11 protein-coding genes are annotated in these 14,996 nt (G+C 61.5%); 5 read left to right on the top strand and 6 right to left on the bottom strand.

What is annotated here, in order from left to right; all coding sequences use genetic code 11:
- Positions 1-236: 236 nt before the first annotated feature.
- Together BM194_RS05890 and acnB are read right to left on the bottom strand one after the other, a co-directional pair.
- The gene (locus tag BM194_RS05890) at positions 237-839 is read right to left on the bottom strand and encodes a porin family protein (protein WP_218155370.1); all 603 of its coding nucleotides are present in this window, start codon (positions 837-839) and stop codon (positions 237-239) included.
- 268 nt (positions 840-1,107) lie between these two features.
- The gene (acnB, locus tag BM194_RS05885; protein WP_092844976.1) at positions 1,108-3,711 is read right to left on the bottom strand and encodes a bifunctional aconitate hydratase 2/2-methylisocitrate dehydratase; all 2,604 of its coding nucleotides are present in this window, start codon (positions 3,709-3,711) and stop codon (positions 1,108-1,110) included.
- Positions 3,712-3,986: 275 nt separating this feature from the next.
- Here acnB and BM194_RS05880 point away from each other — a divergent pair, with 275 nt between their 5' ends.
- From BM194_RS05880 to BM194_RS05870, 3 genes are all read left to right on the top strand, one after another.
- Complete coding sequence (locus BM194_RS05880; RefSeq protein ID WP_092844697.1) at positions 3,987-4,436, top strand: DUF1289 domain-containing protein; 450 nt, start codon at positions 3,987-3,989, stop codon at positions 4,434-4,436.
- Between the two features lie 8 nt (positions 4,437-4,444).
- The gene (locus BM194_RS05875; protein ID WP_244890889.1) at positions 4,445-5,071 is read left to right on the top strand and encodes a MiaE family protein; all 627 of its coding nucleotides are present in this window, start codon (positions 4,445-4,447) and stop codon (positions 5,069-5,071) included.
- Positions 5,072-5,137: 66 nt separating this feature from the next.
- Complete coding sequence (locus BM194_RS05870; RefSeq protein WP_092844693.1) at positions 5,138-9,052, top strand: ATP-binding protein; 3,915 nt, start codon at positions 5,138-5,140, stop codon at positions 9,050-9,052.
- Positions 9,053-9,161: 109 nt separating this feature from the next.
- Here the strand turns inward: BM194_RS05870 and lpxH are convergent, their stop codons facing one another.
- Positions 9,162-9,890 (bottom strand): UDP-2,3-diacylglucosamine diphosphatase, encoded by a 729-nt coding sequence (gene lpxH / locus BM194_RS05865; protein ID WP_092844691.1) that lies wholly within the window; start codon positions 9,888-9,890, stop codon positions 9,162-9,164.
- Between the two features lie 107 nt (positions 9,891-9,997).
- Positions 9,998-10,492 (bottom strand): peptidylprolyl isomerase, encoded by a 495-nt coding sequence (locus BM194_RS05860; protein ID WP_092844689.1) that lies wholly within the window; start codon positions 10,490-10,492, stop codon positions 9,998-10,000.
- Positions 10,493-10,632: 140 nt separating this feature from the next.
- On the opposite strand from BM194_RS05860, the gene BM194_RS05855 reads away from it, so the two are divergent.
- Both BM194_RS05855 and cysS read left to right on the top strand, forming a co-directional pair.
- Positions 10,633-12,312: a glutamine--tRNA ligase/YqeY domain fusion protein gene (locus tag BM194_RS05855; RefSeq protein ID WP_092844687.1), complete on the top strand. Its 1,680-nt coding sequence runs from the start codon at positions 10,633-10,635 to the stop codon at positions 12,310-12,312.
- Between the two features lie 6 nt (positions 12,313-12,318).
- Positions 12,319-13,701: a cysteine--tRNA ligase gene (gene cysS, locus BM194_RS05850; protein ID WP_092844685.1), complete on the top strand. Its 1,383-nt coding sequence runs from the start codon at positions 12,319-12,321 to the stop codon at positions 13,699-13,701.
- A 77-nt stretch (positions 13,702-13,778) separates the two neighbouring features.
- Here cysS and mtnN read toward each other — a convergent pair whose 3' ends face one another.
- Positions 13,779-14,504, bottom strand: coding sequence for a 5'-methylthioadenosine/S-adenosylhomocysteine nucleosidase (gene mtnN, locus BM194_RS05845; RefSeq protein WP_092844683.1), 726 nt, complete (start codon positions 14,502-14,504; stop codon positions 13,779-13,781).
- Complete coding sequence (locus tag BM194_RS05840; protein ID WP_092844681.1) at positions 14,504-14,974, bottom strand: S-ribosylhomocysteine lyase; 471 nt, start codon at positions 14,972-14,974, stop codon at positions 14,504-14,506. The genes mtnN and BM194_RS05840 overlap by 1 nt, the downstream gene beginning before the upstream one ends.
- Positions 14,975-14,996: the final 22 nt, after the last annotated feature.

Below are 14,996 nucleotides of genomic sequence, written 5' to 3'. Positions count from 1 at the left end.
AGTCCTTATCATCACGGTCGCCAGTCGCTAAAGCATGCATGCCCGACGCCGTTGTGAATGAGGCGGAAAACAGATGTGCTTTAAAAGTAAGCCGGACAACGGCAATCGACAAGAGCGGCTGAGTTACGGGGGGTAACTTCTGTTGCATGTCCAAGAAGTAAAAAAGACTGCTCACCAGATTCGATGGGCAGCCTTTATCGAGAGGTCTGTACTATTTACCGCTTGGAAGTTACCGCTTAGAAGCGGAACCCGGCAGATGCGCTAAAGCTGTCGATCTGGTAGTCGCTATCAAAATCGTAACGCTCGTATTCGGCGCGCACGAAGAGGGGACTGAAGTTCAGCTGGGCGCCGACGCCGTAGACCGGGTCGATGCCATCCTGATCTTCCAGGTCAAGATCGGCATTGCCCAGATTGCCGTCGACATCGGTTTCCCACTTGGCGATCCCTGCCTTGGCAAAGGCAGTAAACCAGGAGGTAATCGGTAACTGGCCGACCACGCTCAGCCCGTAGGCGTCCGACTCCAAGTCGGTGCTGGCGATATCGTTGCCTTCCAGGCGGGTCTTGCCCAGGTCGGCGTAGAACAACTCGGTGGCAAAATAGGGATTGTACTCATAGCCGACAAATCCCTTGAAGGAATTGTCGTCGTCGTCGATATCAAAGTCCTCCGAGCCGGACTCGATGAAGTCATCGACTTCGTCACTGTCATTCTTCAAGGAACTGAAGCCAGTACCAGCGCCGAGGTAGAGTCCTTCCCCTTTGGGGGCCGCCATGGCGGACGACGCAGCGACGCACAGGGCGGAAGAGGCCAGAGTGACGGTAAACAGGGACTTGAGCTTCACGGTGGTTCTCCTTGTGATCACCGGCATGGCGCTAAGGCGATGCCGGCAGAGGTTCTGGGGCGACGTCCTGCCGCATTGCACGCGATGTAACGACCGTTTGATTGCGTCTAGAAATCTAAGGCGAACAGTGTTCGATATCAAGGAATGCCAAGTTACCATAATGTAGTTTTTTGTATAAAAAAGCGCCCCGCATGGGCGGGGCGCTTCGGTCTTCGATTCTAGGGCGACTAGCACCCCAGCGATGTTGCGAGCATCGGAACCAAAGAAATCAGGCTTCCTGGGCGACAGGAATCACGTTCGAGGCGGTCTTCTGGTACTCCTCGATTTCGTGGAAGTTCATGTACCGGTAGATTTCACCGGCCATGGCATTGAACTCGCCCATGTAGCCCATGTATTCCTCGACCGTCGGCAGGCGGCCGACCACGGCAGCCACCGCAGCCAGCTCGGCGGACGCCAGGTAGACGTTGGCGCCGTCGCCCAGGCGGTTGGGGAAGTTGCGTGTCGATGTCGAAACCACGGTGGACTTGGGGGCGACACGTGCCTGGTTACCCATGCACAGCGAACAGCCCGGCATTTCCATGCGTGCCCCGGCACGCCCATAAATGCCGTAATAGCCTTCTTCGGTCAACTGATGCTGGTCCATCTTGGTCGGCGGTGCCAGCCACAGGCGGGTCTTCAGGCTACCGGCCGGCTGTTTTTCCAACAGCTTGCCGGCGGCACGGAAGTGGCCGATGTTGGTCATGCACGAACCGATGAACACCTCGTCGATGGTCTCGCCGGCGACATCGGAGAGCAGACGGGCATCGTCGGGGTCGTTGGGGGCACAGAGTACGGGCTCGGTGATCTCGCTGAGGTCGATCTCGATGACCTCGGCATATTCGGCGTCCTGGTCGGCGCGCATCAGGCTCGGGTTGGCCAGCCACTCTTCCATGGCCAGGATGCGGCGCTCGAGGGTGCGCACGTCGCCGTAGCCGTTGGCGATCATCCATTTGAGCAGTGTGATGTTCGACTTCAGGTACTCGCTCACGCTGTCTTCGGACAGGGTGATGGTGCAGCCCGCGGCACTGCGCTCGGCAGAGGCGTCGGACAGCTCGAAGGCTTGCTCGACGGTGAGCTCCTCGAGACCTTCGATTTCCAGGATGCGACCGGAGAAGGCGTTCTTCTTGCCGGACTTCTCGACGGTCAGCAGCCCCTGCTTGATGGCGTACAGCGGGATCGCATGCACCAGGTCACGCAGAGTAATGCCGGGCTGGCGCTCGCCCTTGAAGCGCACCAGGACCGATTCCGGCATATCCAGCGGCATGACGCCGGTAGCGGCGGCAAAGGCCACCAGGCCGGAACCTGCCGGGAACGAAATGCCCATTGGGAAACGAGTGTGCGAGTCGCCACCGGTGCCCACGGTGTCAGGCAGCAGCATGCGGTTCAGCCACGAGTGGATGATACCGTCGCCCGGACGCAGCGATACGCCGCCACGGTTCATGATGAAGTCGGGCAGGGTGTGGTGGGTTTCCACATCGACCGGCTTGGGGTAGGCGCTGGTATGGCAGAACGACTGCATGACCAGGTCGGCCTGGAAGCCCAGGCAGGCGAGGTCCTTCAGTTCGTCCCGGGTCATCGGGCCGGTGGTGTCCTGGGAACCGACAGTGGTCATCTTCGGCTCGCAGTACATGCCGGGGCGCACACCGTCCATGCCGCAGGCCTTGCCGACCATCTTCTGGGCCAGGGTGAAACCCTTGCCGCTGTCGGCCGGCTGCTCCGGCGTCTTGAACACGTCGGACGGACCCAGGCCGAGTTCGCTGCGCGCCTTGTCGGTCAGGCCGCGGCCGATGATCAGCGGGATGCGGCCGCCGGCACGCACTTCGTCGAGGATCACGCGGGTCTTGAGTTCGAAGGTGGTCAGCACTTCATCGGTGCCATGGCGACACACCTTGCCTTCGTAGGGGTAGACGTCGATGACATCACCCATGGCCATCTGGGAAACGTCCATCTCGACGGGCAGGGCGCCGGCATCTTCCATGGTGTTGAAGAAGATCGGGGCGATCTTGCCGCCGAAGCAGAAGCCACCGGCGCGCTTGTTGGGCACGAATGGAATGTCGTCACCGAAGAACCACAGCACGGAGTTGGTGGCGGACTTGCGCGAGGAACCGGTGCCGACCACGTCGCCGACATAGGCGACCGGGTAGCCCTTGGCCTTGACGTCCTCGATCTGAGCCAGCGGTCCCTTGGTGCCGGGCACCTCAGGCTGGATGCCGTCACGCTCGTTCTTGAGCATGGCATTGGCATGCAGCGGAATGTCCGGGCGCGACCAGGCGTCAGGCGCCGGGGACAGGTCGTCGGTGTTGGTCTCGCCGGGAACCTTGAACACGCTCAGGGTGATCTTGTCTTCCAGCTTGGGCTTGGCCAGGAACCACTCGGCATCTGCCCAGGACTGCAGGACATCCTTGGCCACGGCATTGCCGGCCTTGGCACGGTCGGCGACGTCATGGAAGGCATCGAACATCAGCAGGGTGTGCTTGAGCTGTTCGCCGGCGTCCTTGGCCAGGCTCTCGTCGTCGAGCAACTCGACCAGCGTGGCGATGTTGTAGCCACCCTGCATGGTACCCAACAGCTTGACCGCATGAACCTTGTCGATCAGCGGCGATTCGGTCTCGCCCTTGGCGATGGCGGTAAGGAAACCGGCCTTCACGTAAGCGGCTTCATCGACACCGGGGGGGACGCGATCGGTGATCAACTCGAGGAGGAACTGCTCCTCGCCCGTCGGCGGGGTCTTGAGGAGATCGACCAGCGCGGCGGTCTGCTCGGCATTAAGCGGCTTCGGCGGCACGCCCTCGGCAGCGCGCTCCTCGACATGTTGACGGTAGGCTTCAAGCACGTTGGGGATCCTCATCTATTTTTTCGGATTCCATGAGCGGCCGGAGGCAAGGGCACCGACAAGAGTCGATAGGAAATGCCTCGGGGGCAGGCAGGCCCGACCGCTGATAGATCGCGGCGATTCTACGCGAGAATGTCGACAATGTTAAGCGGACCCCGGCCGTACGGCGTTGCACTTTGGTCGGCGCGATGTAGTGTCACGACAAGATCCGCTGTTTTCGCTATCGCTGATGTGAATTTGTCGCGTTACCATGGCGTCTCGAAAGAGGAACTGCCATGACGCAACGTATCGCTTCGCCCTGTGTCGGGCTGTGCTCCACCACGGTGGGGGATACTGCCTGCCGGGGGTGCCAGCGCAGCGACATTGAGATACGTGACTGGTTCGGTTATGACGAACAGGAAAGACGGCAGCGCATGGACGAGCTGGACCGCCTGCGCGAGGCGGTTGCCGGCGAGTTTCTGCGAGTCACCGATGAAGACATGCTCGCGTCGCAACTCGTCCGTCATCGCATTCGTTTTCGCGACCGGCAGCCACCCCTTTCCAGGGCGGTCGAGCTGTTGCGTGTCGGACGGACCCGAATCGTCGACCTGTCTCGCTATGGCCTGCAACCGGCCGGTAAAGGTTTGCCGCTTTCTGCCGATGAATTGTATGAGTCGATCAGCCTGGCCCTGCTGGAGCATGCGCAGCAGCGCAGCCAGGAACAGCGACTCGATCAACCAACATGATGACGACCATGCCCGATACCGTAGAGGCGCTGCTGCCTGCCGAACTGCTCGATTTCCTGCTTTGTGCCACGCCCGAGGCTTGGTGTGATGCCGCCCTTGCCAATCAGGAATTGCTGCTGATCGACCATGCGCAGTGCGAGAAGAAGGCGGCGTCGACTGCCATGAGTCTGATGTATCGCTATGTCGATCGCCCGTTATTGTTGACAAAAATGTCCCAGCTGGCCCGTGAGGAGCTCCTACATTTCGAGCAAGTGGTCAAGTTGATGGAGTCACGTGGCGTTGCCTATCACCACATCAGTGCATCGCGCTATGCCGAAGGGTTGCGCAGCCATGTGCGTCGCGACGATCCCGACCGGCTCATTGATATCCTGATTGTCGGGGCGTTCATCGAAGCGCGCAGCTGCGAACGTTTCGCCCGGCTAATTCCGCGACTCGATGACGAGCTTGCCAAGTTCTACCGCACTCTGGTTAAGTCGGAAGGGCGTCATTACGAAGATTACTTAATGTTGGCTCGACATTTCGCTGCGGAACCCATCGATGAGCGCATCGACTTTTTCGCTGCTCGCGAGCGTGATCTGATCGAGGCGCCAGATACTGTCTTCCGTTTCCACAGCGGCTTGCCCGCCGCAGCCTGAGGCAAGCAGGGGGCTGGGCGGAGACGCCTTGCAGTCGTCGACAGAACAACGCAGGAACTGAAAACAATGATGCGGACCGATTCCGTAAATGCCCAGTTAACGCTGTTCGGTCATTTTTCCTTGAGCCTGGGTGGCGACACGCTCACCCAGTTCAGCTACGACAAGGTCAAGGCACTGCTGGTGCATCTGCTGCTGCAAGGCCAGCCGGTGAATCGAGCCACACTGGCCGAACTGCTGTGGCCCGACCAGGGGTTGTCCTCAGGGCGAACCAATCTACGCCATGCCCTGCATTGCCTGCGCCAGAGTCTAGGCGACGACGCCGAGCGCGTGTTGGCGGTTTCCCGGCAGACAATCGCTTTCCAGTTGCCGGAACAGTGGCAGTTCGACCTGCATCAGGTCGAGGCCTTGCTGGCCGAGCCACCCGATGTCGAGCGGCTCGAGCGACTGCTTGGGCTTTACCGGGGCGACCTGGTGGAAGAACTCCAACTGACCCAATGTGCCGAGTATCAGCGCTGGCTGGTCAGAATTCGCGGGGAATGGCGTCAGCGGGTGATTGCCTATGCCGAGCAGGTCGTGACCTCGACCTCGGACATTCCCGATGGCTTGCTGCGTACATTGGTCAGTCGTTTCTCCGGATATGCGCCGTTCCATGAACGGCTGATCAGGCAACTGATCGACCAGGGTCAGTCGGCCGCCGCCCACGAAGAATACAATGCTTATCTGCAACTCCTCGCCCTGTCGGGGCAGCAACCCGATCCCGGTATCCTTCAACTCGCGCGCTTTTGGTCGGACACGCCGGTCGAGCCCCAGCCGACCACGCCGCAGGGCGCCTATTCGCGTGTGCTCAGCATGGATAGCCAGCCGCTGTGCGACGAGGAGATCGATCATCGCCAGCTCTCGGTCATGGCGATCCGACTGAGCCTGCATGGCGACTGGGAGGAGCGCAGTGAGGTGCGGGCCTGCCTGTCGCTGCAGATCGAGCTGCTGCGCTGGCTGGAGCGCCAATGTCATCATCTGGGCGGCTTCTGGCTGCCCGGGGCAACCGGGGGGCTGGGCCTGGCCTGCTTCGGTACCCATGGCCCGGCCCACCAGCTGGCCGAGCTGGTAGCGCTCTACGAGCATTGCCGCCGTGCCTTGCCGGAGGAAACGGCGCGCCTGTGGAGCGGTGACAAGGAGGCACCCCGGTTTACCCTGACGGCGGGACTGCATAGCGGTCGCGTCGTCTATCTGCCCGAGCGGCAGCTGATCGATCCGCTTGGGCAGGTGACGCAGCGTTCTCTGGAGTTGATGAGTGCGGCCGAGGGCAGTGAGCTGGTCATTTCACAGGAGGCCAGCCAGCACATGCCGCCTGCACTGGATTTGCAGCCTCGCCTGGCGTCGCGACTCGTGGCCAGCGACGGCAAGATACGCTTGCGCGCGCTGGTGCTGGGAAGCGGCGAGGGGGCGCGCGGGGCGCTGCCGCCGGCTCTGGTCGGTCGCGAAAGCGCGCTGCGCAAGATGCGGGACGCCTTGGCCCGGGCCGGTATCGGTCTGCGCCAGAGCGTTCTGGTGCAAGGCGCGTCGGGCATGGGCAAGTCGGCATTGATGGTCGGCTTTCGCCAACTGGAGCAGAGCCAGGATGCTGCGCTGTGCTGGATCTCGACCACCCGCATGTCGATGCAAGAGCCGTATGGCGTTGCCCGATCGCTACTGCGCTGGCACTGGCAGGGCGAGCTGAGCCGCGATCGGTTGGAGGCCATGCTGGCGGCTCAAGGGGAGACATCGCTGCTTGCAGATGAGGTCCGTTGCCGCCTGCTGCATCAGGCGCTGGGTTTCGAGGCGCCCGAAGAACACATTGCAGTGACCCAGAATGGCGAGGCCGTGGACCTGGTGGTTCGCATGCTGCACGGCCTGATCGAACGGATCACGAAGGACAGGCCGCTGGTGCTCATGGTCGACGACCTGCAGTGGATCGACGAGCCCTCGCTGAAGGTGCTGTCCGGTCTCCAGGCGCGCCTGCCCATCAATTGCCCCTTCCTGCTGGTCAGCAGCTATCACGGGCGCGAGTCGCTAGCGGTCAAGCTGCATTGGGACCAGTTGATCGCGTTGGGTCGCCTCGATGCCACCCAATCGTCGCGACTGCTGTCGCAATTGGCACGACGTTACCGCTTGCACCTTAGCCCACGCCTGCGTAGTCAATTGATCGAGCGCTGCGATGGCGTTCCGCTCTATCTGCAGGAAATCTGCCGGCGACTGGACATGGACCGCCGGGAAGGCCGTAGCGTTCAGGTCGACGAGTTGCCGCATGGTCTGCTGGGGCTGCTGGCCAGCCGCATCGACCAACTCGATGCTGACCGCCATGTCGCCCATGCCGCAGCGGTGCTCGGTCGTCAGTTCCGTCTCGATTTTCTCCGCGAGTGCTGCGGCATCGAGGAAGTTAGGCTCCGGCAGGCACTGGAACAAATGTCACGCCTGGAAATCATCGAGAATTGCGACGCCGGCAGCGAATTCGAATATCAGTTCACCCACCCGCTGTTGCAGGAAGCGGCATACCTTTCCTGCCCCAAGGACGTTCGGGTGCGCATCCATCAGCAGGTCGTTGGGCTGATCGAGGAGCGCTTTCCGATGTGGATCAGCCGCAACCCTGGAGATTTTGCCGCGCATCTACGGCGTAGTGGCCACTTCGCGCGTGGTGCTCGTTACTTCGAGCTGGCAGCCCGAGAGGCGCTCAAGGTCAGTGCCAACCGCACGGCGCTGCGCATGGCCGACGCCGGCCTGGCCAGCCTGCGCCAGGTTGAAAACCAGGTGGAGCGCGAGATCAGCCTGCTGACCGTGAAGGGGCAGGCAGCCTTTGCGCTGGAGGGCCATGGTTCGCCGACCGCCCATGAAAGTTTCGTCAAGGCACGCGAGTTGATCGAGTGTTCGCCTTGCGCCGATGAAGAGACCGAGCTCGAGCAGAGATTCCTGGTCAAGTGGGGGCTCTGGGTGGGCTGCAGCCAGCGTGACGCCAATGCCGACGCCTTTTCATTGGCATCGCGCATGGCGGCCTTGGCCCAGCAATTGCCCGATCTCCGCTACCGTCGTTTGGCAGAATATGCCCAGGCACATTGTGAATACTGGGCAGGGCGCATCCGCCAGGCTCACGATCACCTTCAGGAGATCGATCCCCTCAACCAATCGATGATGCTGGAGTGGTTGCCTTTCTCCGATCATCCCCAGGTGGCGGCGGCCTGCTATCAGGGCTGGGCATTATGCCTGCGTGGCGATTACCACAACGCCGAGGTGCAGATCGAGGCTGCGATTCGGCTGGCAGAACGCTTCAATCATCCCGGCTCATTGGCCATGTCCCTGATGTTTGCGGCATCGCTGTACCGGCAGCTTGGGCATGTACACCTGGCCGGTGCCAGGGCGGAGCGGGTTTTCGAGTTGACTCAGACGCCGGATCTGCATCTCTGGCACATGACGGCCCAGTGCGCATTGGGGTGGCACAAGGCCCTGACCGGCGACCGGGCGGGACTGGCCATGATCGAGGCGGGGCTGGAGGAGTTCGCCGAACTGGTTGGGCGCGACCAGTATCAGCGCCCCGTACTGTGGTATGTGGACGCCTGTCTGTTCCTCGGGGAACTGTTGCGGGCGGAAGATTATCTCGATCAACGCCTGATGATGGCGCGCGAGCGCAATTCCCTCTACGTTCCGGAGCTTTCAGTCCAGCTTGCCAGGGTTTACCACGAATTGGGTCGCCCTCGAGAAGCGATTCGCAAGCTGGCCAAACAGGCCTTGGAGCAGGCTCGCGAGCACGAAAACGTCCATCACCAGCTCTATGCGCTCGAACTCTGGCTGGATATCGTCGACCCTAGCGACGTGGATGCACGGGAGGCCTTGCGTCGGCTGCTCGGCGAGGTGTCACAGAGCGATGCACCGGTGCTGGTGCGCTGGCGCAACTTGCTTGATCAGTGCCAGTCGAGTGGCTCGGTCACGTTTCGGGCCATCAACGCCGACTGAGTCCGGCCGCGATTCGCGCCCGGGGAAACACGAGGCGTCACCGTGCAGGCGACGCCTCGTGAGGGACTGGCGCTGGTCGTTCCGGAGCGGATGTTCCGCGGAGCCTGGGCTAGAAGTCGAGTCGGGTCAACGCCGGTGTCCCGTTCGCTTCGATGAGAATTTCCCAGCCCTGGTGTGGCTGCCAGTCTCCCAGCACGATGCGCCGTGCCGGCTCGCCATCGATGTCCAGTTCATGTACGGCGGGGCGGTGCGTGTGCCCGTGGATCAGCGTGTATACGCCATGCTGAGTCATCTCTCGCACCACTTCGTCGGGCGTGACATCCATGATGTCTTCCGCCTTGTTGGAGTTGGCCTCGCCTGACTGGCTGCGCAGATTGCGGGCCAGCTCGAGCCGCTGCTCGACCGGCATGGCGAGGATCTGTGCCTGCCACTGGGGATCGCGAGCCATGCCGCGAAACTGCATGTAGGCCTCGTCACGAGTACACAGGCTATCGCCATGCATCAGCAGAACGCATTGGTCGCCCAGCGTCACGACGCTGGGATCGGGCAGGAGGGTGACGCCCGTTGCCTGGGCGAAGCCCTCTCCGATCAGGAAGTCACGATTGCCATGCATGAAGTAGAGCCGCGTACCGCTGTCGCTCACCTTCCGGAGCGCCGCCATGATGCGCGTCTCGAACTCTCCCAGGTAATCATCGCCAATCCAGGCTTCGAAGAAATCGCCGAGGATGTAGAGTGCCTCGGCATGGCGGCCGCGCTCATCGAGATAGCGAAGGAAGTTCTCGGCGATCTCGGGTGCGCCGGCATGCAGGTGCAGGTCGGAAATCAGTCGTATCGTCATGCGTGCCTACCGTCATGTGATGGGGCTTGTCACGGCGCTGCCAAGCGCGGAGAGCCGGTCGTGAAACGGCCCGCCGTAGCGGGCCGTTTCAGCAAGGCATCAGGATGTCAGTCGACGATTTCCGCGCGCTTGATGATCACGTCTTGGGCAGGCACATCGGCATGCATGCCGCGGCGTGTCGTCTGTACGCCCTTGATATTTTCGACCACATCCATGCCTTCCACCACCTCACCGAAGACGCAGTAACCCCAGCCCTGCAGGTTCTTGCCGCGGTGATCGAGAAAATCATTGTCGGCTACGTTGATGAAGAACTGGGCGGTGGCCGAATGGGGATCCTGGGTGCGCGCCATGGCAAGCGTGCCCTTGCGATTCTTCAGGCCGTTGTCGGCTTCGTTTTCGATCGGCTCGCGGGTGGGCTTCTGTTCGAAGTCGAGGTCGAAGCCGCCGCCCTGAATCATGAAGCCATTGATGACGCGATGGAACAGCGTGTTGTCGTAATGGCCATCGCGCACGTACTGCTCGAAGTTGGCTGCCGTCTTGGGGGCGTTATCGTGATCGAGCTTGATATGGATCTCGCCGTGGTTGGTATGCAGGACGATCATGGAAGAATTCCCAACTGTCAGAAATGGTGCGCCTTGGCGAAGCGCTTGAGCGTCGCGCTATAATAGCGTCTTTCGTTCTACGCGCGAAGCCGGGTGAATCCCCTTCGTCATTCGCGATCCCAGAGGTTCATGGACATCATATGACCACCGAGAGTACCAGCGCCCCGAATTTCATTCGCAACCAGGTCAGGGAAGAGATCGAAGCGGGCTCCGTCGATACCGTCGTCACCCGTTTTCCGCCGGAGCCCAATGGATTTCTGCATATCGGCCATGCCAAGTCGATATGCCTGAATTTCGGGATTGCCGAGCAGTTCGGCGGTGGTTGTAATCTGCGTTTCGACGATACCAACCCGGCCAAGGAAGAGCAGGCGTACATCGACGCGATCAAGGCCGACGTCGAGTGGCTGGGATTCCAGTGGGCCGGTAACGTTCGCTATGCCTCGGACTATTTCGACCAGCTCTATGCCTGGGCACAGCATCTCATTCGCGAGGACAAGGCATATGTCGACGATTTGTCCGCCGAGGAGATTCGTGAATACCGCGGCACGCTGACCGAGCCCGGACGCCCGAGCCCTTACCGCGACCGGCCGGTCGCGGAGAACCTTGACCTGCTCGAGCGCATGCGCACCGGGGAGTTCGCCGAAGGCGGGAAGGTACTGCGCGCCAAGATCGACATGGCATCACCCAACATCAATCTTCGCGACCCGGTGCTGTATCGCATCCGCCATGCCAGTCACCACCAGACCGGCGACAAGTGGAAGATCTATCCCTCCTACGATTTCGCCCATGGCCAATCGGATGCCATCGAGGGCGTGACTCACTCGCTGTGCACGTTGGAGTTCGAGGATCACCGCCCGCTGTACGACTGGTTCCTCGAGAACCTGCCGGTGCCGTCTCGCCCCCGTCAGATCGAGTTCGCACGCCTGAACCTCAACTACACGGTGACGTCCAAGCGCAAGCTCAAGCTGCTGGTGGACAAGGGCATTGTCGATGGCTGGGACGACCCGCGCATGCCGACCATCTCGGGGATGCGACGGCGCGGCTACACGGCGAGTTCGATCCGCAAGTTCTGCGACATGATCGGGGTTACCCGTGCCGAGGGCGGAATGGTCGATATCGCCATGCTCTATCATGCCATCCGCTCGGACCTCGAGGACAATGCACCGCGGGCCATGTGCGTGCTCAAGCCGCTCAAGGTGGTGCTGACCAATGTCGCCGAGGATCATGACGAAGTCTTCGAAGTGCCGGGACACCCGGCACGCGACGACATGGGCGTGCGCAAGCTGCCGCTGAGTCGCGAGATCTGGATCGATGCCGATGACTTCATGGAAGAGCCACCCAAGAAGTTCTTCCGCCTGGCGCCGGGCAAGGAGGTCCGCCTGCGCAATGCCTACGTGATCCGCTGCGATGAGGTAGTGAAGAACGCCTCTGGCGACATTGAGGAGTTGCGCTGCTCGGTGGATTTCGACACGCTCGGCAAGAATCCCGAAGGGCGCAAGGTCAAGGGCGTGATCCACTGGGTCAGTGCGGCGCATGCCGTGCCGGTCGAGGTACGTCTGTATGACAACCTGTTCCAGGTCGAGGCTCCCGATCGCGACCGCGACGTGGATTTCCTCGAGCACCTCAATGAGCAGTCACTGAGCGTGGTGCAAGGCTATGGCGAACCGAGCCTGGCCGAGATCAAGCCCGAGGATCGCTTCCAGTTCGAGCGGGTGGGGTACTTCTGTGCCGACCGGCATGCTGCAGCCGAGGGCAAGCGTGTCTTCAACCGTACCGTCGGTCTCAAGGATACCTGGGCCAAGATCCAGAAGAAGGGGTGAGCGGGCATGCAGATCTACAATACCCTGACCCGGCGCAAGGAGCCCTTCAATCCCATCGAGCCGGGCAAGGTGCGCATGTACGTGTGCGGCATCACGGTCTATGACTATTGCCACATCGGTCATGCCCGGGTCATGGTCGCGTTCGACGTGATCACCCGCTACCTGCGCGAGCGCGGTTACGACGTGACCTATGTGCGCAACATCACCGATATCGACGACAAGATCCTCAAGCGGGCCGACGAGAATGGCGAAACCATCGTCAGCCTCACCGAGCGCATGATCGCGGCCATGCATGAGGACGAGGGACGTCTGGGCGTGCTTCGTCCCGACCATGAGCCCCGGGCAACCGCGCACATCGATGACATCATCGCGATGATCGAGCAGCTCATCGACAAGGGGTACGCGTATCGTGCCGATAACGGTGATGTCTACTACCGGGTGCGCAAGTTCACCGATTACGGCAAGCTCAATAACCGCAACCTCGACGAGATGCGAGCCGGTGCACGTGTCGAGGTCGACACCCACAAGGAGGATCCGCTCGACTTCGTGCTCTGGAAAGCGGCGAAGCCGGATGAGGCCAGTTGGCCGTCCCCCTGGGGGAATGGGCGTCCCGGCTGGCACATCGAGTGTTCCGCCATGTCGACCTGCTGCCTGGGCGAGACGTTCGATATTCATGGCGGCGGGCCGGATTTGACCTTTCCGCATCACGAGAACGAGATTGCCCAGAGCGAAGCGGCGACCGGCAAGCCCTATGTCAACACCTGGATGCATGCCGGCGCGGTCCGGGTCGACCAGCAGAAGATGTCCAAGTCGCTGGGCAACTTCTTTACCATCCGGGAAGTGCTTGAAGTGCATGATCCCGAGGTGGTGCGCTACCTGTTGCTGTCCAGCCACTACCGCAGCCCTATCAACTACGCACCCGATGCGCTCGATGAGGCGCGGCGTTCCCTGGAGCGCTTCTACAATGCGCTCGATGGCCTGGAGCCGGTCAAGGGCGAAGTGGAAGAGGGTTACCGGGTACGCTTCACCGAGGCGATGGACGATGACTTCAATACCGCCGAGGCGCTCGCTGTCTTGTTCGAGCTGGTTCGCGACCTGAACCGGGCGCGCAAGGAGGCACCCGAGCGGGCACCCGCCCTGGCGTACGAGCTCAAGCGCCTGGGCGGTATCCTGGGGCTGTTCGGTCAGGAGCCGTCTGTCTTTCTCAAGGCGGGGGCGGCAAGCCTGCCGATCACCGAATCCGAAATCGAGGCACGTATTGCCGCGCGGGCCGATGCCAAGGCACAGCGCGACTTTGCCGAGGCCGACCGTATTCGTGACGAACTGGCTGCCATGGGGATCGTGCTCAAGGACTCCCGCGAGGGGACGAACTGGGTATTCGAAAAATAGCTTGTCTTGGCTTGAAGAAAACCCGCGATATTTCAACTATCGCGGGTTTTTTCGTTTCGGTGCCGCGGGCTGACAGCTCAGGCCTCGACGGTGGCCTCGCGGGGCGTGCCCAGGCGCTTTACCATGGCTTCGACCATCTCGGCCGAATGCGTGGCGGCCTGGTCGATGAACTGCTGGAAAGAAAGGTTGGACTCCTTACCGGCGATATCCGACAGGGCGCGAATGACCACGAAAGGGCAGCCGTACAGGTGGCAGGTCTGGGCTATGGCAGCCGCCTCCATCTCCGCGGCCAGCATGGTCGGGAAGCGCTCGCGGGTACGCTGCACGGCATCGGGGCAAGCCATGAAGGCATCGCCGGTGGCGATCAGGCCCTCATATACACGCAGGTGGCCGAGGCTTTCGATGCAGTCTCGAGCGACTTTCACCAGGCGCTCATCTGGCAGGTAGGCGGCTGGCATGCGAGGTACCTGACCATGCTCGTAGCCGAAGACGACGGCATCCACGTCATGGTGGCGCACCTCCGTGGAAACGACCACGTCGCCGACCTGTAAGTCGCTGCCGAAACCGCCCGCCGAGCCGGTGTTAATCACGGCCTCGGGCTGGTACATGTCGAGCAGCAGGGTGGTGCCGACAGCGGCATTGACCTTGCCGATGCCTGACTGAAGGATAACCACATCGACACCATGCAATCGGCCAACATGGAAGGTGGAACCCACATGCTCGCGGGTCTTGCAATTTTCCAGGCGCGATGCGAGCAGGGCGACTTCCTCTGCCATGGCGCCGATGATTCCGATTCTCTGCATCAGGCGAATACCTGGTTCCACTCGTTGCGCTTGGCCAGGAAGTTGCGCGCCAGTTCCTGAGCGCCTTCCAGGCTGTGGCTGGCGGCCCAGCCGCACTGCATTTCGTTGCAGGCTGGCACTTCCTTGGCTTCGAGAACGTCTTCCAAGGTCTTGGCCAACAGCTCGAGCACGTCGTCATAGTCGTCATGATTGATCATGGCGACATAGAAGCCGGTCTGGCAGCCCATCGGGCTGATGTCGACGACCTTGTCGCTGTGATTGCGCGACAGCTCAGCCATCAAATGTTCCAGCGAGTGCAGGGCGGGCATCTCCATGTGTTCCCGGTTGGGCTGGCAGATGCGCATGTCGTACTTATGGATCTGGTCGCCATTATCGCCGGTCTTGATGCCGGCCAGGCGTACGTAAGGTGCCTTGACCTTGGTGTGGTCCAGGTTGAAGCTCTCGACGTTCATTGGCTTCTGGTCGTTCATCCCACTCTCCGACGTCGTTGAT

The organism is Modicisalibacter xianhensis (genome assembly GCF_900113605.1).
GTDB classification, from domain to species: domain Bacteria; phylum Pseudomonadota; class Gammaproteobacteria; order Pseudomonadales; family Halomonadaceae; genus Modicisalibacter; species Modicisalibacter xianhensis.
The sequence above is the reverse complement of the archived record's forward strand: the minus strand, read 5'-3'. Positions and strand labels throughout refer to the sequence as shown.